Annotated in this window: 19 protein-coding genes and 5 tRNA genes; 16 read left to right on the top strand and 8 right to left on the bottom strand. The window is 41.4% G+C overall.

Translation table 11 applies throughout. From position 1 onward, the window contains the following. Positions 1-30: 30 nt before the first annotated feature. From HMPREF1320_RS02960 to HMPREF1320_RS02935, 6 genes are all read right to left on the bottom strand, one after another. On the bottom strand, positions 31-2,355 hold the full coding sequence (locus HMPREF1320_RS02960) for a glycoside hydrolase family 20 protein (protein WP_009751563.1): 2,325 nt from the start codon (positions 2,353-2,355) through the stop codon (positions 31-33). Between the two features lie 27 nt (positions 2,356-2,382). Further along, on the bottom strand, positions 2,383-3,081 hold the full coding sequence (locus HMPREF1320_RS02955) for a ZIP family metal transporter (protein WP_009417406.1): 699 nt from the start codon (positions 3,079-3,081) through the stop codon (positions 2,383-2,385). Between the two features lie 7 nt (positions 3,082-3,088). Next, a complete protein-coding gene (locus tag HMPREF1320_RS02950; protein WP_015782369.1) occupies positions 3,089-4,219 on the bottom strand; it encodes a GNAT family N-acetyltransferase in 1,131 nt (376 codons plus the stop codon). Further along, positions 4,200-5,144, bottom strand: coding sequence for a transporter (locus HMPREF1320_RS02945; RefSeq protein ID WP_009417383.1), 945 nt, complete (start codon positions 5,142-5,144; stop codon positions 4,200-4,202). Before HMPREF1320_RS02945 ends, HMPREF1320_RS02950 begins: the two co-directional genes overlap by 20 nt. Before the next feature lie 56 nt (positions 5,145-5,200). Next, on the bottom strand, positions 5,201-6,472 hold the full coding sequence (locus HMPREF1320_RS02940; RefSeq protein ID WP_009751569.1) for a nucleotide sugar dehydrogenase: 1,272 nt from the start codon (positions 6,470-6,472) through the stop codon (positions 5,201-5,203). A 128-nt stretch (positions 6,473-6,600) separates the two neighbouring features. Continuing rightward, a complete protein-coding gene (locus HMPREF1320_RS02935) occupies positions 6,601-7,854 on the bottom strand; it encodes a sigma-54 interaction domain-containing protein (protein WP_009419829.1) in 1,254 nt (417 codons plus the stop codon). A 720-nt stretch (positions 7,855-8,574) separates the two neighbouring features. Here HMPREF1320_RS02935 and HMPREF1320_RS02930 point away from each other — a divergent pair. Beyond that, on the top strand, positions 8,575-9,435 hold the full coding sequence (locus HMPREF1320_RS02930) for a glycerophosphodiester phosphodiesterase family protein (protein WP_009751500.1): 861 nt from the start codon (positions 8,575-8,577) through the stop codon (positions 9,433-9,435). Between the two features lie 42 nt (positions 9,436-9,477). Here HMPREF1320_RS02930 and HMPREF1320_RS02925 read toward each other — a convergent pair whose 3' ends face one another. Next, complete coding sequence (locus HMPREF1320_RS02925) at positions 9,478-10,437, bottom strand: ribonucleotide-diphosphate reductase subunit beta (protein WP_002675128.1); 960 nt, start codon at positions 10,435-10,437, stop codon at positions 9,478-9,480. A gap of 423 nt (positions 10,438-10,860) precedes the next feature. Here HMPREF1320_RS02925 and HMPREF1320_RS02920 point away from each other — a divergent pair, with 423 nt between their 5' ends. The 15 genes from HMPREF1320_RS02920 to gldA all read left to right on the top strand — a co-directional run bounded on the left by HMPREF1320_RS02920 (position 10,861) and on the right by gldA (position 20,444). After that, positions 10,861-11,076: a hypothetical protein gene (locus HMPREF1320_RS02920; protein WP_002675130.1), complete on the top strand. Its 216-nt coding sequence runs from the start codon at positions 10,861-10,863 to the stop codon at positions 11,074-11,076. A 6-nt stretch (positions 11,077-11,082) separates the two neighbouring features. Continuing rightward, positions 11,083-11,919 (top strand): dTDP-4-dehydrorhamnose reductase, encoded by an 837-nt coding sequence (rfbD, locus tag HMPREF1320_RS02915; RefSeq protein ID WP_009751572.1) that lies wholly within the window; start codon positions 11,083-11,085, stop codon positions 11,917-11,919. A gap of 27 nt (positions 11,920-11,946) precedes the next feature. Further along, complete coding sequence (locus HMPREF1320_RS02910) at positions 11,947-12,510, top strand: LemA family protein (RefSeq protein ID WP_034553967.1); 564 nt, start codon at positions 11,947-11,949, stop codon at positions 12,508-12,510. Positions 12,511-12,663: 153 nt separating this feature from the next. Further along, complete coding sequence (locus HMPREF1320_RS02905; RefSeq protein ID WP_009417387.1) at positions 12,664-13,587, top strand: M48 family metallopeptidase; 924 nt, start codon at positions 12,664-12,666, stop codon at positions 13,585-13,587. A 497-nt stretch (positions 13,588-14,084) separates the two neighbouring features. Continuing rightward, a tRNA-Thr gene (locus HMPREF1320_RS02900) sits at positions 14,085-14,158 on the top strand. Positions 14,159-14,194: 36 nt separating this feature from the next. Further along, positions 14,195-14,276: transfer RNA gene (locus HMPREF1320_RS02895), tRNA-Tyr, on the top strand. 21 nt (positions 14,277-14,297) lie between these two features. Beyond that, positions 14,298-14,370 (top strand) — tRNA-Gly (locus HMPREF1320_RS02890). Positions 14,371-14,382: 12 nt separating this feature from the next. Beyond that, positions 14,383-14,454 (top strand) — tRNA-Thr (locus tag HMPREF1320_RS02885). A gap of 65 nt (positions 14,455-14,519) precedes the next feature. Beyond that, on the top strand, positions 14,520-15,707 hold the full coding sequence (gene tuf / locus HMPREF1320_RS02880; protein ID WP_034553965.1) for an elongation factor Tu: 1,188 nt from the start codon (positions 14,520-14,522) through the stop codon (positions 15,705-15,707). A 77-nt stretch (positions 15,708-15,784) separates the two neighbouring features. Next, positions 15,785-15,855 (top strand) — tRNA-Trp (locus HMPREF1320_RS02875). Positions 15,856-16,075: 220 nt separating this feature from the next. After that, the gene (locus tag HMPREF1320_RS02870; RefSeq protein ID WP_232207524.1) at positions 16,076-16,477 is read left to right on the top strand and encodes a lipocalin-like protein; all 402 of its coding nucleotides are present in this window, start codon (positions 16,076-16,078) and stop codon (positions 16,475-16,477) included. Then, entirely contained in the window at positions 16,474-16,935 is a 462-nt protein-coding gene (locus tag HMPREF1320_RS02865) for a hypothetical protein (RefSeq protein ID WP_009751564.1), read from the top strand. The genes HMPREF1320_RS02870 and HMPREF1320_RS02865 overlap by 4 nt, the downstream gene beginning before the upstream one ends. 221 nt (positions 16,936-17,156) lie before the next feature. After that, positions 17,157-17,633: an S-ribosylhomocysteine lyase gene (locus HMPREF1320_RS02860; RefSeq protein WP_009751486.1), complete on the top strand. Its 477-nt coding sequence runs from the start codon at positions 17,157-17,159 to the stop codon at positions 17,631-17,633. A 12-nt stretch (positions 17,634-17,645) separates the two neighbouring features. After that, the gene (locus HMPREF1320_RS02855) at positions 17,646-19,415 is read left to right on the top strand and encodes an aminopeptidase P family protein (protein WP_009751585.1); all 1,770 of its coding nucleotides are present in this window, start codon (positions 17,646-17,648) and stop codon (positions 19,413-19,415) included. A gap of 129 nt (positions 19,416-19,544) precedes the next feature. After that, on the top strand, positions 19,545-20,444 hold the full coding sequence (gldA, locus tag HMPREF1320_RS02850; RefSeq protein ID WP_009751553.1) for a gliding motility-associated ABC transporter ATP-binding subunit GldA: 900 nt from the start codon (positions 19,545-19,547) through the stop codon (positions 20,442-20,444). A gap of 32 nt (positions 20,445-20,476) precedes the next feature. Here the strand turns inward: gldA and HMPREF1320_RS02845 are convergent, their stop codons facing one another. Next, complete coding sequence (locus tag HMPREF1320_RS02845; protein WP_009417386.1) at positions 20,477-21,193, bottom strand: LytR/AlgR family response regulator transcription factor; 717 nt, start codon at positions 21,191-21,193, stop codon at positions 20,477-20,479. Positions 21,194-21,690 lie beyond the last annotated feature (497 nt).

The following is a 21,690-nucleotide window of genomic DNA, read 5'->3' as shown; positions in this document are numbered from 1 at the left end:
TTTAAAACGCAACAAAGGTACATTATTTTTCTAAAATACCAAAATTTCATCTATAAAAAGCCAAGCATCACCTCCTTTTGGCGGTGTTTTTACGTTTTTGAGGGTGAGCTTGATATAGCGTGCTTCCATTGGACTAAACTTCAACACAAAATCTTTTAAGGTGACTTTTCCTCTCACTACACAAGGCTCGTTGTGAGTGGCTACTTCACGGTAGTTTTTACCGTCGGTTGAAAGGGCTACCGTAAATTTTACAGGGAAGTAAATGCCAGATGCTTGGGCATCCATTGCTCCTATGTGCACCTCTCTCACCTCAGTAACCTGCTCCAAATCGAGGGTGAGGGTAACATCGTCGCCTAACCAACCGAGCCATTGCCCATCGTGAAAGTTTTTGGTACCGCGAATGATATTGGTGAGCGTCGCTTCTCCTTGCCCTTGGTAACTCTTGTGATAAAGTGGACTGTAACTTACTTTCTTATCTATCGCTTTGTGGAATGTTACCTCGCCAGTGGTAATGGTGTTGGTCGCCTTTCCACTGAAAACAGTTGCTTTAAAGGTCGTGCTTCGATTCAGCGCAATAGGCTGGTGGTATTTCGTGGCTTTCTCCATAGGAGTATCTCCCAAAGCATAGCGAATGTCGGCGTTGGGGACTTCACAGTCTAATTTTAGAAAGATATTCCCCTTTTGGTTTTCAACGGTAGGGGCTACTTGATACATAGAGTGGGCATAGTTTACCTTCATCACGTCCAAACGCTTCATAAAGGCTTGAGTGCGATTTATAAAGTTGTCCCAGTTCTTCAAGTTATCGGCTGTCCAACTGATTTCAGCAAGCGCCAACAATCGCGGAAAGAGCATATATTCTGAATATTCAGTGCTACCCACGTGTTCTGCCCATAAGTTGGCTTGCGTACCCAAAATATTTTTTTGTAGCGCTGGGCTGAGGTTTTCTTTTTCAAGACTGTAATGGTAAAGTTTTTTGAGTGGTAAGTAACCACCATTGGCTTGAGGCTCATAGTCGGGAAGACCTTGATAGTTGTCTATATAGCAATCGCTAGTGAGGACAACAGGGTTGCCTTGTTCGAGGGCTTTTTTACCTACCTCAATACCGCACCAATTCATCACCACTGCATTGTTAGCTAAACCACCATCCATTATCTCGTCCCAACCTACCAAAGTGCGCCCTTTGGATACTAAGAAATCATCTATACGCTTGATAAAATAACTCTGTAGTTGGTGCACATCTTTTAAGTGGTGGTCTTTCATACGTGCTTGGCATTTGAAGCACTTTTCCCATTCGGTGTGAGTGGCTTCGTCACCACCTACGTGAATGTATTTACTGGGGAAGAGCTCCATCACTTCGGTAAGTACATCTTCCAAGAAAGTGAAAGTTTCTTCTTGCCCCGCACAATAGATATCGGTGATAGGCCACACCGCGCCTGAGGGTACTCCTATGAGGCGTTTGTGACAAGACAGTTTGGGGTAAGCCGCTATGGCACTCATTGCGTGGGCAGGCATTTCTATTTCGGGGATTACTGTAATGCCACGTGCAGAGGCGTAAGCTACAATCTCTTTAATATCTTCTTGAGTATAGAAACCTCCGTATTTTTTAGGAGCTGTCGCAGGATTGGCAAAGGCGTTGGCGGAGTTAGGAGTGCGCTCATCCCATAGTTTATCCTCTTGGTCTACACGCCACGCACCTATTTCGGTAAGTTTAGGATACTTTTTAATTTCTATGCGCCAACCTTCATTGTCTACTAAGTGGAAGTGGAAGGTATTGAGCTTGAGCATTGCCATACGGTCGAGAGTTTTCAGTATATATTCCTTGGGGAAGAAATGGCGAGAGACGTCCAGCATCAATCCGCGCCAAGCGTACTGAGGAACATCAGTGATGGTAACTGCGGGCACCGCCCAATCAGTCTTCACGGGTGTAGTGCTTTCAAACTCTTTAGGCAGTAGCTGACGCAGCGTTTCGAGGGCATAAAGCGCCCCGTTGTAGTCGGCAGCGACTATGGATATATGTTCAGGTTGTACCACAAGGGAGTAACCTTCTTTTGGCAGAGATTTATCAACTACAAGAGCAATGTAATTTGTTGTTACTGCCTCTTTTTTGATGGGCAATTTGATACCAGATGCTCTCTCGAACTGCTCTGCAAAAAGTCTGGCTGCAGCTGTTAAAGAAACATCGCTTACAAAAATAGTTTCCTTAGTAAACCGGAAACTACCCTTACCCATAGTGAGCGATTGAGGTCGAGGGATAACATTAAGGTCGTTTTCACTGAAAACAACTTCTTTCTTAGGGGGCTGACAAGCTATTACCCATAAAACACTAATGCATAAGAATTTTTTTATCGTCTTCATTGGTTAATCTGTTAATTGGTCAATTTACTAAGTAAGATACGCTACCACAAATCCCACACAAACACTTAAAAACTTTAATAGGTTAAAGCGATGTCCTTCGGAGTTTTCAAATAAGATAACGGTAGAAATATGCAAGAAAATACCTATTACAATAGCCGAAAGCTCCGTTTGGTAATTGACAAGGCTTGGTACTGTATTACTTAAAAAAGTGCCTAATGGCGTCATTAGGGCAAAAAAGAGTAAAAACAGTGCTGTCTTCCACTTGTTCACCCCCGAATTCACAAAAAAAGTAGTGAGCACAATAGCCACAGGCAGTTTGTGCACGAATATACCATACACAAGGTCGTGATTATGTCCGTGAGATAGCGGGAAACCTTCTAAAATCGAGTGAATACTAAGGCTGATAAACAGTGAGAGAGGAAAAGCACTATGCTGGTGTGGGTGTGGGTGCTGGGTGTGGCCGTGTTCGGCTCCGTGCGAAAAGAACTCTAAGACAATTTGCAAGAGTACTCCTACTATCACAAAAAGTCCTATGTATTTAAAATCTTGCGTGTGCTCATCGTGAGAGTGATATACTTCGGGTATCAGCACGAATACAGTGAGTGCCAATAGGTAAGCGCCACTGAAAGAGAGTAGTAATTTGGTGTATTGTTGTTGGGCAGGTTTAAAAAAGGTAACGAATGAGTAGCCTAATACTACTGCCAGAAAAGGGAGAAGATAATTCATTTTACATTTAATCTCTTACCTGTTTTTTAAAGGTAGCACGGCGAGCAAAGATAACCGGGTCAAAGCTCTTCCAGAGTTGCTGAATAGCAATATTTTCTTCGAGTTCAGGTGTAATCACGCAATGAGTAACCCCATTGCGGGTGAATATATCATAATAATAGTCGAACAACAAGGCGGGAATACCCTTACTTTGGTATTCGGGGGCTACCCCAATAAGGTAGAACTCCACCGTATCGTGATGTCGTTTCGATTGTAATAAATACCACCAACCCCAAGGGAAGAGTTTGCCTTTTGCCTTTTGTAATGCTTTAGAGAACGAAGGCATCACAATGGCAAAACATATCAGTTTACCGTCCTTATCTTCAATAAAACGTATATACTCAGGATTGATAAAAGGGATATACTTTTGTTTGAAGTACTCTCGCTGACGTTCGCTTATAGGCACGTAGGAGGCTAACTTAGAATAGGTTTCGTTGTAAAGGTCAAACATTGCATCTACGTGCTTGAGCACTTCTTTGGTAGTGGCGGTATCGATAAGTTTTACGCCATAACGTTTTTTAATGGCTTCGGCTGTTTTTTTGAACAATTCGGGTTTAGCATTCTCTATAAGGAAAGACATATCGATAAAGCCTTTTTCTTTAGTGAAGCCTAATTGCTCTAAATGCCGATTATAATAAGGATAGTTATACCACGTCATCATATTCGAGATATGTTCGTAGCCCTCAGTGAGCAAGCCCACCTTATCCATACTCGAAAAGCCCATAGGACCTTCCATATACTCCAATTGATACTCACGGGCTTTTTCAGCTACCTTATCCAAGAGAGCTTGTGTTACTTGAATGTCGTCTATCATATCCAGCCAACCAAACCGCACTTTCTTTATACTCTGTTTAAGGTCGTGCTGATTAATAATAGCTACTACGCGCCCTACCATTTTACCTTTCTCATTGTAAGCTCCGTAAAAGAAGGCTTCGGCATTGTCGAATACAGGGTTCTTGGTTTTGTCAAAAGAGGCTACCTCGTCACTGATGAGAGGCGGTACCCAATAAGGGTTGTTTTTGTATAAAGACAAAGGAAACTTCACAAACTCGGTAAGTTCCTTTTTAGTGGTGAGTTCTTTAATCAGGATCAATGGCATTACGTCTGTTTCTTTTAGGTTTTTTCTTGTGTTGTATTTTGGTGGTTTCTATTGTTTCACTCAATACCTTCTTGATATAGCTGTTGTGGTTATCGATGCGATAAGAAGCCCCGAACAATCCCATATAGCGTTGTGGGGTATCTTTCCAGCCAAAGCCCATATCGGCATTGAGTTGTATTTTATCGGAAAGCAAGAAGGCAACGCCAAGACGCGTAATCTGGTCGTTGTAATGCTGGCTGTGAATACCTTGATGTTCTGCAAAGATACTAAACCAACCATTGTCTAAGTTATGAGTAACGGTGAACAAATAGCTGTATTCGGTGTTTTTACCGCTTAAGAATCTATCAATGATACCGTTTGCTACCAACACCACACGAGGGATAGGCTCTGCTTGAAAGATAGCTGCTACTTTGGGAGAGAGTGCCGGTATTGACTCGTAGTAATATCGCTTGTTTGGTAAGAAATTCACCCCTGCATAAAGAGATATGGAAGGTGTGAGATTGCGCCATCTAAAAGAGTTATTAGCCTTCCAACTGTAAATACTCGGCTCTTCATCTAAAAAAGCAGGTTTAAAGAGTAAATATTTAGCCCCAATAGTATTATTCACAAAACCAAAGTGCGAGGTCGTACCGTTAGATGCAATTGTACGGTCATAAGCAAGAGTACCATTGAGCATCACTTCCAATTCTTCTTTATAAAAACCATAACGCACTGCATAGTTCATTCCAGTAAAATCCATAGAAGTGCCTGTCTCTTTGTGGTGGTTGTGCTCGTACCAAAAACCTCCTTCAAATTGTAATACTCTCGCCCCTACTGCATAAGCACTTTGTGAAGTGCCTGGGAGGTTTGAGTTAATAATTTCAGTGTATTGTGCCTTTGCCAAAAACGGAAAAGCACAAAGCATTAGCAAGTATATTTTCTTCATTGTATGTGAATATTTTAGGCGACAAAGGTAGGAAAAAGTTTTTTACTATACAACTTTTATAACCTAAACACATTCTTCTTCACTTTTAACTTCCCTTTTACGTCGTAAACGATACCGTCTTCTTTTAAGTAATTTCCTATATTCATTTGCAGAAACTCTTGGTGTGCCACGCAAAGCACCACTACATCGTTGTGGGTAGCGAGGTTTTGTGGTTTAATAGCTACCTCAATGCCGTACTCTTCACAAGCGCGCTTAGGGTCTGCCCAAGGGTCATACACTGTAATATTGTTAGTAAAATTTTCAAGAGTACGGTAGATATCCACTACTTTCGTATTGCGAGTGTCGGGGCAGTTTTCTTTGAATGTAAAACCTAAGAGCAGGATTCGGCTGTCCTTCACAGGCATACCTTGTAAACACAAGCGGTTGATAATCTGATAGGCGATATAGCCTCCCATCGAGTCGTTTGTCTTTCGGGCTTCCATCATTAAGCGTGGCGATACGCCGTGCAGTTTAGCTTTTTGTATGAGGTAGTAAGGGTCTACCCCTATACAGTGTCCACCTACCAGACCGGGGCGGAAGGGCAAGAAGTTCCACTTGCTACTCGCTGCATCTATCACCGCATTAGTATCAATCTCTAAAATATTGAATATCTTCGCTATCTCATTCATAAAGGCGATATTCACATCGCGCTGAGCGTTTTCTATCACTTTGGCGGCTTCGGCTACTTTTATAGACGGGGCAAGGTAAGTGCCTCCCCTCAGCACTGAATTGTAGAGCGTATCTATTTCCTGTGCTACCTCAGGGGTAGAGCCTGAGGTAATCTTGCAGATAGTCTCCACGGTATGGTGCTTATCACCAGGGTTGATGCGCTCGGGCGAGTAACCCACAAAGAAATCGCGGTTGTATGCAAGCCCCGACGCGCTTTCCAAGATAGGCACACACACCTCTTCCGTCACTCCTGGGTAAACCGTCGATTCGTAAATTACTATATCTCCTTTTTTTAGCAATGCGCCTACTGTTTGGCTCGCTTCGCGCAAAGCGGTAAGGTCAGGTTGCTGATAGAGGTCGATAGGTGTAGGTACTGCCACTATGTACACATTGCAATCCTTAGCGTCCTCAGGGTTTGCAGTGCAAATAAGGTGGGTAGCCAACCGTTCTTTAAGGGTTTCACTACCGATTTCGCCCGTAGTGTCAATACCCGTGTTGAGGCTTTCCACTCGCGCCGTATAGGGGTCGTAACCCACTGTAGGATATTTTTTGGCAAACAGACAAGCTAAGGGGAACCCCACATAACCCAGCCCAATAATGCCTATTTTATATGATTTCATCTAAATAATTAACAATTCACAATTAATAATTAACAATCCTTTCCCAAAACTCCGCCTCGTCCGGCTGGGCAGAAAGTTCTCTCCTCTCACCTCCTATTGCCTGAGGCTTATGCCCCAAAGCTTAGTGCCTAAATCATATTATACTGTTTTAGTTTGCGATATAGCGTCCGCTCCGAAATCCCCAAGGCTTTGGCGGTTTCCTTGCGCTTGCCACCGTTGTGTTCTAACGACTTGCGTATCATCTCGCGCTCTTGCTCTTGAAGTGAAAAACGCTCTTCTTCCGCAGCTTCCTCATAGTCGTACACCTCTTCGTGAGATAGGATTTCCTTCTCGGTAGGAGGTACGGGAATAATAGAATAAGCTGGAGAGCTCGCCTCATTCTTGTGTGAATCATTGCCGTAGATGCGGTGAATAAGTCCCTCGTTGTCCTGTTGTACTTGGGCTGAATTGCCGTGTTGTAGCAGTTCAAGAGTAAGCTTTTTCAAGTCGTTGAGGTCAGATTTCATATCGAAAAGCACCTTGTAAAGCAACTCGCGTTCGTTGCTAAAATCACTATCCTGGCGCGCTTGCTGAGGTACAACCTGTGGTAGATTGCTACCCTCATCAGGTAAGTAGGTGCGCAAAATACTCGCTGTAATATCCCTGCGCTGTTCAAGTACCGAAATCTGCTCGGCTACATTGCGCAACTGACGGATATTCCCGCTCCAGCGGTAGTTCGTGAGCAGATGTACCGCATCTTCGCTGAGCTTCACAGGAGGCATTTTGTATTTCTCAGCAAAATCCGAAGCAAACTTGCGGAAAAGCAAGTGGATATCGTCTTTGCGTTCGCGCAAAGGAGGCAAATGTATCTCTACTGTGCTGAGTCGGTAGTAAAGGTCTTCGCGGAAACGTCCTTTTTTAATAGCTTCTTGCATTTGCACATTGGTAGCTGCCACAATGCGTACATTCGTCTTCTGCACTACCGAGGAACCTACTTTTATGAACTCGCCGTTCTCGAGCACCCGCAAGAGGCGCACTTGGGTAGTGAGGGGCAATTCACCTACCTCGTCCAAGAAGATAGTCCCGCCATCGGCTTCCTCAAAATACCCACTACGGGTAGCGGTAGCTCCCGTAAAAGCGCCTTTTTCGTGACCAAAAAGTTCCGAATCGATAGTCCCTTCGGGGATTGCTCCGCAGTTTACGGCTATGTATTTGCCGTGTTTGCGTAAAGACAGCGAGTGAATGATGCGCGGTATAACCTCTTTTCCCACCCCACTTTCTCCGGTAATGAGTACCGAAATGTCAGTAGGGGCTACTTGTATAGCTTTTTCGATAGCGCGATTCAGCTTAGGGTCGTTGCCAATAATGCTAAATCGCTGTTTTATAGCTTGTATATTTTCCACTTTTTTAGTTGAGAGTTTATGAACGGCAAAGGTACGAATATTTTTTTGAATTTATGTCAGTTCGATATAACAAAATGCTATTTTTCAATCGCTTTTCCTCCGCCTTTCCGCCACCACACTCCCACTAAACTCCTTCCACAAATTTGCTAATTTCCAAATTTCCCAATTTGCTAATTCTCTTTCCCGTCACACTCCCCCCTAGTGCCTATGGCCTAAGGCCTATTGCCTTTTCTCTTTCTTTCGCCTCGAAACCCCGTTTTTACCGTTTTTAGCCTTGTTGTATTATACTATTAATCAACTGTTTATATACCCTTTCTATACCAATCGCCCAAGATTCGTATAAGCTTCCTATAAGCTCTCTATAAGCTACCCCCACCCTCCTTACAGCCTTTTTTTACCAAAACCCCTCTCAACTCTCTTCCGAACTTTTCTGTTTCCTTACGAATACTCCTAACAGTCACCAACACATCGCTTTTTCATCTCAAACTTTGGCAAAGTTTTAAACTTTTCCAAAGTTGAATAAACTAACAAACCCTCCGCTAGTGCAATTCTTGTAGCCTCCTCCTCATTCTCTCATTTTCTCATTTCCACATTTCCTAATTTCCTAATTCTCTAATTTTCTTGTCACTTTTTCGTCGCATTCCTAGTGCCTATGGCCTAAGGCCTAAGGCCTCGCATTTTTTTCATTTCCACATTTTATTTATCTTTGCAAAAAAAAATGTGTTTTTAATGAAGAAATATATCATCACTTTATCGCTTTTGTGCCTCGCAATGGCCTGCAAAAGCCCCTCAACCGGACAGATAATCCCCCAAGAGGAGATTACCAATCAAATGTATTTCACCTCCAAACCCATTGTTTCTGCTCATCGGGGTGGGGGAGGTGAGCAACTTAAAGGCTATCCCGAAAACTGTTTGGAAAGCATTCAATACCTTTCCAAGAAAGGAATACACAGCTTTGAGATAGATATCTTCGAGAGTGCCGACGGCGATTTGCTCCTGATGCACGACGATAAGTTAGGACGTACCGCCACAGGTCAAGGAGTTGTATCGGATCTTACTACCGAACAGTTACGCACTGAAAAACTCAAAGATGAGTTCGGTAATGTAACTGCTTTTCAGATTCCGTTTTTAAAAGATGTACTTTCGTGGTGTAAAACCCATAAGGGGTACTTAATGTTAGATTTTAAAAAGGGTATTTCTTATCAAAAAGTGGTAGATTTAGTGCGCGAAGAGAAGATGGAAGCGCAAGTGGTGCTTATCAGTTATAATACTGCACAAGCCGAAGCCTTGCATAAGGTAGCTCCTGAGATGCTCCTTTCGGTGAGCGCCCGCAATGAAGACGAACTAAACCGTATTTTGCAAACAGGTATTCCTAAACAGAAGTTGTTGGCTTTCACCGGTATTCGTTTAGCTCCTGATCAGCTGTACGAGCGTTTAAACCAACTAAAAATACCTGTCATATTAGGTACATTAGGTAACTTAGATAAGCGTGCTGCTACCAAAGGCGACCACCTATATACCGAGTGGGCAAAGAAAGGTATACAAGTTTTCTCTACCGATAGACCTTTGGCATTCAAGTAAAAAATAAGAGGTAAGAAACTTACTTCTTACCTCTTATTTTATCTAAAACAAATCGTTTTCGCTAATACTCTTGTCGTGTTTAGTATAAGCAGTAGGGCGTTTGGCAAAGAAATCGTCAAGCTCATTGCTAAACACTTCCTCCTCAAACCACATCATCGGTTTAGCTTCCTCTCCCGAAATTCCAAAAGGTTTTCCTAATCCCAATTGTGTAAGCGAGTCGTCCAAACGATAACGCATATAGTTCGACAAGTCTTTTTTGCTAAAGAACTCCAATTCACCTTGTTCAAAAATCCAGTCTAGCATCTTGTCTTCCAAAGTGATATAACTACGGATAAAAGTAGTTGCATCTTCTTCGGCTTTAGCTTTCATTTCTGGATTTTCTTCAAATATCTTTTTGAGAATATAAATACCTGCATTGGCGTGTAACTGTTCGTCTACCGATGTCCACGCAATAATATTCGCTACGTTTTTCAAGAACCCTTTAAAACGCGTAAATGAAAGAATAGTAGCAAACTGACTGAACAACGAAGCATTCTCAATAATCAATGTGAAAAACAGAATCCGCTCCATAGCGTTCTCACGATTTTTAGCCAAGTATTCTTTTAATACATTACTACGTTCTTTAAAAACAGGTACCTCCAATAAGTTTTCAAACTCGTTGTTGTAGCCCAAAACCTCCAATAAGCGTGCGTAAGCCTCGCTGTGGCGGAACTCACATTCGGCAAAAGTAGCCCCTAATCCGTTGAATTCAGGTTTAGGGAAGAGGTCATAGAGGTCTCCCCAGAAAGTCTTTACCGATACTTCCACTTGGGCGATACCTAATAGAGCGCGTTTTACAGCTTCTTTTTCCACAGGAGTTAACTCCGATTTAAAATCCTGAATATCGGCAGTAAACTCCACTTCTGAGTGTACCCAAAACGATTTGTGCATAGCGTTCACAAACTCCATAACCTCAGGATATTCAAAAGGTTTGTAGTTCTCGCGTTTGTCAAAAATTCCCATAATGATAAATGTTTTTTATGAATGTTTTAATGATGTTTTACAGAGCGCAAAGATAATAAAAATACTATAAACTCCAATAATTTTTCTAATTTGCTAATTCCCACATTCCCTAATTCTCTAATTTTCTCATTCTCTAATTTTCTAATTTTCTCATTCTCTAATTTTCTAATTTTCTCATTCTCTAATTTTCTAATTTTCTCATTCTCTAATTTTCTTCATCTTACCTTTGCCCTTCCTTCAAGTAGCCTTTTATTTTCACTAATTTTACCTTATTACCTTTTACCTTTTATCTTTTACCTAAATTCACCCTGTTGATAACTCTGTTAATAACCTGTTAATTTAAATTGATAACTATTTTTTTGTCAATAATAAATTTATTTGTACTTTTGCCTCGTCAAACAATGATTAAACATTTATAGAACTATGGAAGAATTTGTAAAATTAGTAGAACACATTTTGTATATGGAGAATTTCAACACTGCAATTACTCCTGATTTAAAACAAAAGTTTATAGAGCTTAACAGAACTTATGGCAATAATGTGCCCGATAAGTATAAAGCAGACGTAAACAGATTATATAATAGCTTTCGCGATAAACAAAGCGTAGAGGTAGATAGTAACGCTTACGCTGTTAGCTAATAGTAAATGAATGTTTTAGTAACTGGAGGTAGTGGGCAATTAGGTTCTGAAATTCAGGCTAATCCTCACAAGAAAAGTTGCTACTATTTCACGGATATAAATAGCTTGGACATCTGTGATGTCCAAGCTATTCGTGCTTTTGTGCAACTTAATAATATTGATGTCATTGTTAATTGCGCAGCTTATACCAATGTTGATAAAGCCGAAGACGACTCAGCTCTCGCAACTCTTATCAACCATACAGCTGTCGAGAATTTAGCAACTGTTTGTAAAGAACACAACTTGCCTCTTATTCATATTTCCACCGATTATGTCTTCGGAGGAAGTAAAAACACTCCTTATACCGAAACCGACCCAACCACACCTCTTGGGGTGTATGGGCGTACTAAATTAGCAGGCGAACAAGCAATACAGCAAGCAGGCATTGAACATCTCATTATCCGTACAGCGTGGTTGTACTCATTGCGTTTCGGTCATAACTTTGTAAAGACTATTCGGCGCCTCAGTGCCGAACGTACTGAACTAAAAGTAGTATTCGATCAAGTAGGTACCCCTACCAACGCTTCTGATTTAGCCGATTTTATTGTGCAAGCAGTCGAAAACCTTTGGTATAAAGGCAAACGTGAGGTCTATCACTTCTCTAACGAAGGGGTTTGCTCGTGGTATGACTTTGCAGTAACTATTGTAGCGCAATCGGGTAATAATTGTAAAGTATCGCCCTGTCGTTCCGATGAGTTTCCAAGCAAAGTAACGCGCCCTGCCTACTCAGTGTTAGATAAGACCAAACTAAAAAAAGACTTTAATTATCCAATTCCTCATTGGAGGCATAGTTTTAATTGTTAATATTAATTGTAAATTATTAAATTAGATATGGGACTTATAATAACCATCGCAATCATAGTGATTCTAGTATTTTGGTACATTAGTGCCAACAACAAACTCGTGGCATTAGCCAATAATCGTGAGAATGCCTTTGCTGATATCGATGTGCAACTCAAGCAACGTCACGATCTTATTCCTCAACTCGTAGCAGCTGTAAAAGGCTATATGACTCACGAGTCCGATGTGCTCACCAAAATCACTCAAGCGCGCAGTCGTGCTATGAGCGCTACTGATATAAACGATAAGATTGCAGCCGAGAAAGAACTCTCTTCTGCTATGGGCGCTTTCAATATCCAAGTAGAAGCTTACCCCGATTTGAAAGCGAATACTAACTTTATGCACCTCCAACAAGAAATTGCCGATATAGAAAATAAATTGGCGTCAGTGCGTCGCTTTTTCAACTCTACTACCAAAGAGCTGAATACCGCTATCCAATCGATACCTACTAACATCGTAGCAGGTTTCAAGAAAATGACTCCACAACCCTTCTTCGATTTGGGTACAGAACAACGCCAGCAGTTGGATAAAGCTCCAGAAATTTCGTTTAACTAATCGAATGCACAGAAGATATATAAAGGAGATGTTTTATAGCGTCTCCTTTATTTGTTTTTTGAACATTGTTTGGTATTCTCATATAAAACTAATATCTTTGCAACTTCTACCTTTGTAAGTAAAGAAAAATTGCTAATAATAAAAGCCTAAATTATGCAATATCTTGGTATCCGACAACAAATTGCACGAAATAACACCAAGTCTATTCTCTATTTATTAGCCTTCCCCTTGCTAATCCTTGCGGGAACCTATGCGGTATTGTATATGCTTAACGACCAAGATATAGAGGCTGTGAATGCTCAATTCCTTTTAGTAGTCCCTATGGTGCTGATAGGGGTAGCTATATGGTTTGTAATCTCCTACTTCTTCAATACCCAAATGATACAAACCGCCACTCACTCTCGTCCCTTAGAACGCCGTGAGAATATGCGGGTGTATAACCTCACCGAGAACCTTTGTATGAGTGTCGGAATGCCTATGCCCAAGCTCTATATTATAGAAAGCGATGCGCTCAATGCTTTTGCTTCCGGTATCAACCAAAAAACCTTTGCCGTCACCCTCACACGTGGTATTATCAACACGCTTAACGACGACGAACTTGAAGGGGTGATAGCTCACGAACTTACCCATATCCGCAACCGCGATGTCCGTTTGCTTATTATTACCATTGTGTTTGTAGGTATTTTTGCCACGATTGCCAATATCGCTTTCCGCACGATGCTCAACAGTCAGTTATATTCTTCACGCAACAGGCGAAACGAAAAGGGTGGGGGAGGAGCTGTTGTGCTGGTAGTCTTATTGGTAGCAGGGGTTGTCTATTTTTTTTCAATACTCTTTAAGTTGGCACTTTCTCGCAGTCGCGAATATATGGCTGATGCAGGAGCTGTTGAAATGACCCATAAGTCTTTGGCATTAGCCAATGCCTTAAAGAAAATCTCAGGGCACTCCACCATCGAAGGTGTGGATAACGACGAAGTAAAAGAACTCTTCATCGACTATAAAGCCGAAGGCTTTTTTGCAATGTTCGCCACCCACCCACCTATTCGCAAACGCATACAAGTATTAGAGCAATTTTAAAGACTTATTTTAGCTCAAATTAACTAAAACATTCTTGCGCATAAGCTTCCCTTCTACAACTCCCCTTGATTCCTTCAGTAAACGTACCTCCCCTATGTATCAATCATAGAAGTTTCCTTCATTCATTCTTCGTCTTTTGTTTGTCTTTCCTTCATTCTAGACCCACTGTAGACCCACTGTAGACCCACTGTAGACCCACTATAACCCCACTTATCCCCATTTAAACCTTATTACTTGTCCGTATGCCCCACACCTGCTCGTGTGGTTCGTATCGTATTTTTGTTTGCTTTTACATCACAAAGCTTTGCCAAATCCTAATTAGCTAATTATTCACGTAAGCTAAAAAAATAGCAATAAAGTTAAAACATATTATTCAGAAAATATATCTGATATTCAAATGTTTGTATTTACAGTTAAAATATTTTCGTAAAAAAAGTACCAAAAATTTTGTCGATAAAAAAAAATGTTATACTTTTGCGCTCTGTAAAAAGATAGACGCCGGCATAGCTCAGTTGGCCAGAGCACGTGATTTGTAATCTCGGGGTCGTGGGTTCGAATCCCTCTGCCGGCTCAAAAAAAGTACATATTTTAATAGTTCAAATATTCGGGGGAGATACTCAAGCGGCCAACGAGGGCAGACTGTAAATCTGCTGGTTTTACCTTCACAGGTTCGAATCCTGTTCTCCCCACTGTCATATTTTTATTTTTTTGCGGGAGTAGCTCAGTTGGTAGAGCGTCAGCCTTCCAAGCTGAATGTCGCGAGTTCGAACCTCGTCTCCCGCTCTTTTTTTGTATGCTGATGTAGCTCAGGGGTAGAGCACTTCCTTGGTAAGGAAGAGGTCACGAGTTCAAATCTCGTCATCAGCTCTCACGTATTTTGTACACACATCAAACACTCATTTATATAACTAAGATTTAAAATTTATTTAAAAATGGCAAAAGAAACATTTGATCGTTCCAAACCCCACTTGAATATTGGTACTATTGGACACGTGGATCACGGTAAAACAACTTTGACAGCCGCTATTACTAAAGTATTAGCCGACGCTGGTCTTTCAGAAGTTCGTAGCTTCGATTCAATCGACAACGCTCCCGAAGAAAAAGAACGTGGTATTACCATTAATACCTCTCACGTAGAATACCAAACAGCTACTCGTCACTACGCACACGTAGACTGTCCTGGCCACGCCGACTACGTAAAGAATATGATTACAGGTGCTGCCCAAATGGACGGTGCTATCCTCGTAGTTGCCGCTACCGACGGACCTATGCCTCAAACTCGTGAGCACATCCTCCTCGGTCGCCAAGTAGGTATTCCTCGTATCGTTGTGTTTATGAACAAAGTAGATATGGTAGACGACCCAGAATTGTTGGAACTCGTAGAACTCGAAATGCGTGAGCTTTTGAGCTCTTACCAATACGATGGCGATAACACTCCTATCATACAAGGTTCAGCTCTTGGTGCTCTTAACGGCGAAAAGAAATGGGTTGATAGCGTTCTTGCTCTTATGGACGCTGTTGATAAATGGATTGAACTTCCTACCCGTGACATCGATAAACCATTCTTGATGCCTATCGAAGACGTGTTCACTATCACCGGTCGTGGTACCGTTGCTACTGGTCGTATCGAAACTGGTGAAGCTAAAACAGGTGATGCAGTTGAAATCATCGGTATGGGTGCTGAGAAATTGACCTCTACTATTACTGGGGTTGAAATGTTCCGCAAAATCCTCGACCGTGGTGAAGCTGGTGACAACGTAGGTTTGTTGCTTCGTGGTATCGACAAAAAAGACATCAAACGTGGTATGGTAATCTGCAAACCAGGTTCTGTAACTCCACACGCTAAATTCAAAGCTGAGGTGTATATCCTTTCTAAAGAAGAAGGGGGTCGTCACACTCCATTCCACAACAACTACCGTCCTCAATTCTACGTACGTACAACCGACGTAACCGGTACTATCCACTTGCAACCAGGTGTCGATATGGTTATGCCAGGTGATAACGTAACTATCGAAGTAGAATTGTTGCAACCTATCGCTCTTAACGTAGGTCTTCGTTTCGCTATCCGCGAAGGTGGTCGTACCGTAGGTGCTGGTCAAGTAACTGAAATTCTTGACTAATTAGCTTAGAAGGTTAGGTTAAATATTATTTAATACAAAAAAGTTTTGAGCATAAAAACTCAAAACTTTTTTAAAATACGGGTGTAGTTCAAGGGTAGAATAGCGGTCTCCAAAACCGTTGATGGGGGTTCGAATCCCTCCACCCGTGCTTAACATTGCTAAAGTTCAAACTTTGGCAATGTTTTTTTGTTTTTATCTTTATCTTCTAAAAATCATATCTTTGTATCACATTATTTACTTTTATCTTTTACCTGAATATACTCCATATTTTTGATGATAAATAAAAAAGTTGTACCTTTGTGGTGTCAAACCCAGAAACGATATTTCCAATGAAACCTTTTTATTTTTTCTTTTGTATGCTCCTCGTTATGAGTTGTAGCAAAAGTTCCGATGATAGTTCCTCCAATCCTTTACAAGGCACGTGGAAACTTATAGCTGTGATCGACGAAACCGGAAATGGTAGAAAGCCTGACCCTACAGTAGCCGATTGTCCGGATTGTTATGTGATTGCTTTTAATAACGATGGTACTCTCACAGGAAAAACACATACTAATTTGCTTAGGGAAAATTACTCTTTTAGTGCTGAAAGCAGTGTGTTATCAATTGAAAAAGGCATAGGAAGCACTAACGCTACCGAAACTGCTGATGGTGAGTTGATGATAAAAGTACTCACAGGTAAGAGTATTTGTATTTTCAAAAACAATTTGCTAAAAGTAGTCAATCAAAATACTCAAAACATTAAAGAATCCTTACTTTTCGAAAAACGATGAAACCTCTTTACTTCTTTTTCTGTATGCTCCTCGTTATGAGTTGTAGCAAGAGTTCCGATGATAATAAAGCTTTTGCTTTTACGCCTCTACTCAATAGTTATACGGGTTTTACTGCTTCTGTTACTCACCAGCAAGAAATTATTCATAGCGAAACCGAATTACAAGAGATTGCTAAAAAATACGGTATAGAACACAAAATAGCCAGACTCCCTAAAATTAATTTCAACACTGAACAGTTGGTACTCATTTGGGGAGGCATCAAAGGTTCGACACCTTCGCAAATAGAGGTAATCTCGGCTATAGAATACGATGACTACATAGAAATCATCACCGAAAGCAAAGTAACAGGAATTGCCTCGGCACTTAGTCGTCCTTTTTGTATTATTAAAACGATTAAAACACATAAGAAAATGGTGTTTAAGAGTAATATCTCTACTGGTGGAATTATAGGTTCTTGAAACAATATGCCTAAAACATTTGCTTTTTAGTAACCGAATCAATACCTTTGCGGTGTAGTTTATTAGGTCTCAGGGGTCAGGTGTTAGCGTTTTATCAGAAATTCAAAGAGTTTCTTTGAGAATTTAGAAGCTCTCAATAAACTAAATATCAATTAACAACGAGTTAGAATGTAAAAGGTACCATTTCTTATCTCTTATCTCTTACCTCTTAACTAAACAAAATGGAAAGAATAGCAAGTTTTTGTATCGACCACCTCAAACTCGAGCGTGGCATTTATGTATCGCGTAAAGACTATGTAGGCAAGGAAGTGCTTACCTCTTTCGATATCCGTATGAAGCTCCCCTACCGTGAGCCCGTACTCGGTAGTCCCGAAACACATACTATCGAGCACCTCGCCGCTACTTGGTTGCGCAACAATCCCGAGTGGAAAGACAAGATTATCTATTGGGGGCCTATGGGCTGTATGACCGGTAATTACCTCATTCTCGCTGGTGACTATACCTCTAAAGATATCGCCCCCTTGATTACCGAACTCTTTGAGTATATCGCTAATTTTGAAGGTGACATTCCTGGTGCATCGGCTTTAGAATGTGGCAATTTCTACAACAATAACCTCCTAATGGCGAAGTATGAAGCTAAGAAATACTTAGAAACTCTTCACCACCTCACTGATAAAAATCTGAATTATCCAGAATAAAAACTATAAACAATGAATACACCTGAAAAATTATCCCTCTTGCGCTCTAAAATGCAAGAAAACCACATCGACGCTTTTGTGGTATTCAGCGCCGACCCTCACCTTAGTGAATACCTACCCAAAGAATGGCTCGAACGCGCTTGGCTCTCTGGATTTACAGGCTCTGCGGGTTTCGTGGTCGTTACCAAAGATAAAGCCGGCTTATGGACGGACTCTCGTTACTTTGTACAATCGGCGATTGAGCTCAAAGGCTCAGGTATCGACCTCTTCAAAGATGGTGTAGAAGGCACTCCCGATTATGCCGATTGGCTCGTATCAGTACTTCCCGTTGGGGCTACTGTGGCTCTCAACGCCTTGGCTACCTCTCACATCGCTTGGGAAAAACTACAAGCTACTTTAACCGCTCACAATATTAAATTGGTGCATAAACCTCTTATTGACCTTATCTGGACGAACCGCGAAAAAGACCCTCTTCATCACATTTTCGTACACCCCGATAAATGGGCAGGACAAACTGTAGCCGAGAAACTTACCGCTATTCGTAAAGCAATGGCTACCCACCGCACTACATTGCACCTTATCACTGCCTTAGACGATGTAGCTTGGACACTCAACCTCCGCGGTAGCGATGTGGCTTACAACCCTGTATTCCTCGGTTATATCGCCCTCACCGATAAAGAAGCGACCCTTTTTGTAGATAAAGCCAAACTCACTCCTGAGGTAGAAAATCATTTGGCAGCAGCCAAAGTAAACGTGCGTGCTTATGATGAGTTCTACAACTATTTGGCTACCGTAAAAGGACAAAATATACTCCTCGCCCCTAATACGAATCAAGCGATATTTGAAGCCCTCCAAAAGGACAATAAACTCGTGCAAGCTCCCGCTCCTGGCAACCTGATGAAAGCCGTGAAAAACCCTACCGAGCTCGAAGGATTCCGCACCGTAATGGTACGCGATGGGGTAGCAATGGTGAAGTTTCTCTACTGGCTCACCCACCAAGTAGGCAAAGAGCCAATGACCGAATATAGCATCGGCAAGAAGCTACGCGATTTCCGTGCCGAAGGTAAAAATTTCGTAGGCGAAAGTTTTGGCAGTATCATTGGTTACCAAGGTAATGGCGCCATTGTGCACTATTCAGCTCCTGAACACGGCAGTAAAGAGGTACACCCCGAAGGTAGTGTTTTGGTAGACTCTGGCGGACAGTATTTTGAAGGTACTACCGATATCACTCGTACCATTCCATTAGGCAAAGTGAGTCAGCAGTTTATTGACGACAGCACTCTTGTACTCAAAGGAATGATACAACTCGCAATGGTACAATTTCCAAGAAGTACTCGTGGCGTACAGCTCGACGCTTATGCCCGTATGGCACTTTGGAAAAACCACAAGGACTACGGTCACGGTACGGGTCACGGGGTAGGTAGCTTTATGAACGTACACGAAGGACCTCAAAATATTCGCAAAGACCTGAACCCACAAGTGCTATTAGCAGGTATGGTATGTTCCGACGAACCTGGGGTATATCTCGAAAACCAATACGGTATTCGTCACGAGAACCTCATTACGGTGCGTGAAGTAGCTACCAACGAGTTTGGTACGTTCTACGATTTCGAGACCCTCACCCTTTGTCCGTTTATGCCCTCAGGCATCAATGTGAGTCTCCTCACCGATGTAGAGCGTAAGTGGCTTAATGCTTACCACAAAACCTGTGAAGAGAAACTCGCTCCCCTTTTGGAAGGCGAAGTAAAAGAATGGTTCTTAACTCTTGTAAAACCTTTGTAGTTTAGCTTCTATTTGTTTTTAAATATACTGAAGGAAGGCTACCCAAAGCTCTATTTGGGTAGCCTTTTTTAATTATTACGCTTGCCAATTGTTTATTATTTTGTACTTTTGAGCCCAAAATATAATAAGATGTCTGTAGAAGTTCAACAACTAACAAAAATATACGGACAGCAAGTGGCTGTCAATGCTATTAGTTTTCAACTTAAAAAAGGTGAAATTACCGGCTTTTTAGGTCCTAATGGCGCAGGTAAATCTACCACTATGAAAATGATTACAGGGGCGCTTACCCCTACTGATGGAACAATAACAGTAAATGGCATTGATATACTAAAAAATCCTATTGAAGCACAGAGAAAAATAGGGTATTTACCTGAACACAATCCGTTGTATACCGAAATGTACGTGCGCGAATACCTGCGCTTTATGGCTGAACTATACCCCAAAGTCCCCTCCGATAGAATTGAAGAGGTAATTGCTCTTACAGGGCTTTCTTCTGAAAGCAATAAGAAAATAGAAGCGCTCTCCAAAGGCTATCGCCAGCGTGTAGGCTTGGCTTCTGCGCTTATTCACGACCCCGAAATTCTTATACTCGATGAACCTACCACAGGGCTCGACCCCAATCAGCTGGTAGAAATACGCCATATTATCAAAGAGTTAGGTAAGCGTAAAACAGTGTTGCTATCTTCTCATATTATGCAAGAAATTCAGGCTTTGGCTGACCGTGTGATTGTATTGCATAAAGGTAACATCGTGTTAGATAAGAAAATGACCGAACTGCAAAACAAAGAACAAATTATAGAAGTAGCTTTTGATTTTCGTGTCGAAGAACGCCTCTTACGCGCTTTGCCTAACATAGTATCAGTGCATAATGTCTATGATTTTCTATATCAGTTACAGTTCGATACCTCAGAAGATATGCGCCCCACTGTATTTGATTTTGCCAAAGAAAACGGATTGAAAATACTACAAATTAATCACAAGCATAAAGACTTAGAAGAAACCTTTATTCAACTAACGGCTAATAATTAAAAAAGTTGCTTGATTTTTTCAAGCAACTTTTTTTATTGACCATTAGGCATTATTTTATTCAGAAACGCCTCCCTACAATTCTCAGCAATCGTAATGCGTTGTTTGCCAAATACTATTTGGTTGCGCTCCACCACTTCTACTTTGTCTAGAGCTACTATAAACGACCTATGCACTCGCATAAACCGTTCTTCCGGTAATTCCTCTTCCAATTTCTTCAAGCTCATCAGTGTTACAATAGGTTGTGGCTGACTGTTGAGGTATATTTTTACGTAATCTTTAAGACTTTCTATATACAAAATATCATCATACATCACCTTTATTTGCTTGTAATCCGCCTTTACAAACATATAATCCTGCGCTACTTCGAGCGGTTTTTCAGTAACAGAAGGTGTGCTTAATTGCAAAGCCTTTTGAGCCGTCTCCAAAAACTCAGCATAATCAAAAGGTTTCAATAAGTATCCAATAGAGTTTACCTTATATCCCTCAATAGCGTATTGGTCAAAAGCCGTAGTAAAAACAATTTTAGTAGAGGTGGGTATCTTTTTAGAAAGCTGGAGCCCTGTAAGCTCAGGCATTTGGATATCCATATAGATAAGGTCGGGCGTACTACCTTCATATAAGAACGTCAATACATCAATAGCATTGCTAAATTTGCCGACTAACCTCAGAAAAGGAGTCTTTATCACATAACTTTCTAGCAGTTGGAGCGCCATAGGCTCATCGTCTACAATGATACAAGTAAGTTGCATTTTGCCACAGATATAAAATTCCAAAGGCAAAGATACACTTATTTTTCTGTTATATACCCAAATAATGATATTTTTTCCGCCCCCACACTCCCACTAAACTCCTCCCACAAATTTGCTAATTTCCAAATTCTCTAATTTGTTAATTCTCTTTTCTGTCATACTCCCCCTAGTGCCTATGGCCTAAGGCCTATCACCTATTCCTCTTTCTTTCGCCTCGAAACCCCGTTTTTAACATTTTTAGCCTTGTTGTATTATATTATGAATCAATCATTTATATACCCTTTCTATACCAATCGTCCAAGATTCGTATAAGCTTCCTATAAGCTCTCTATAAGCTAACCCCACCCTCCTTACACCCTTTTTTCACCAAAACTTCTCTCAGCTCTCTTCCGTTCTTCTCCGTTTCCTTCCGACTCTCAAAGACCCTCCCCAATAAAGTTTTCAATCTCGCCTAACCTCCGTCCGACACGTCCGACCTGTCAAAAACTATTTTTATC

It is taken from the genome of Capnocytophaga sp. oral taxon 335 str. F0486 (assembly GCF_000277665.1).
Classification (GTDB): Bacteria; Bacteroidota; Bacteroidia; order Flavobacteriales; family Flavobacteriaceae; genus Capnocytophaga; species Capnocytophaga ochracea.
This window is presented reverse-complemented; position numbering and strand designations above follow the sequence as displayed.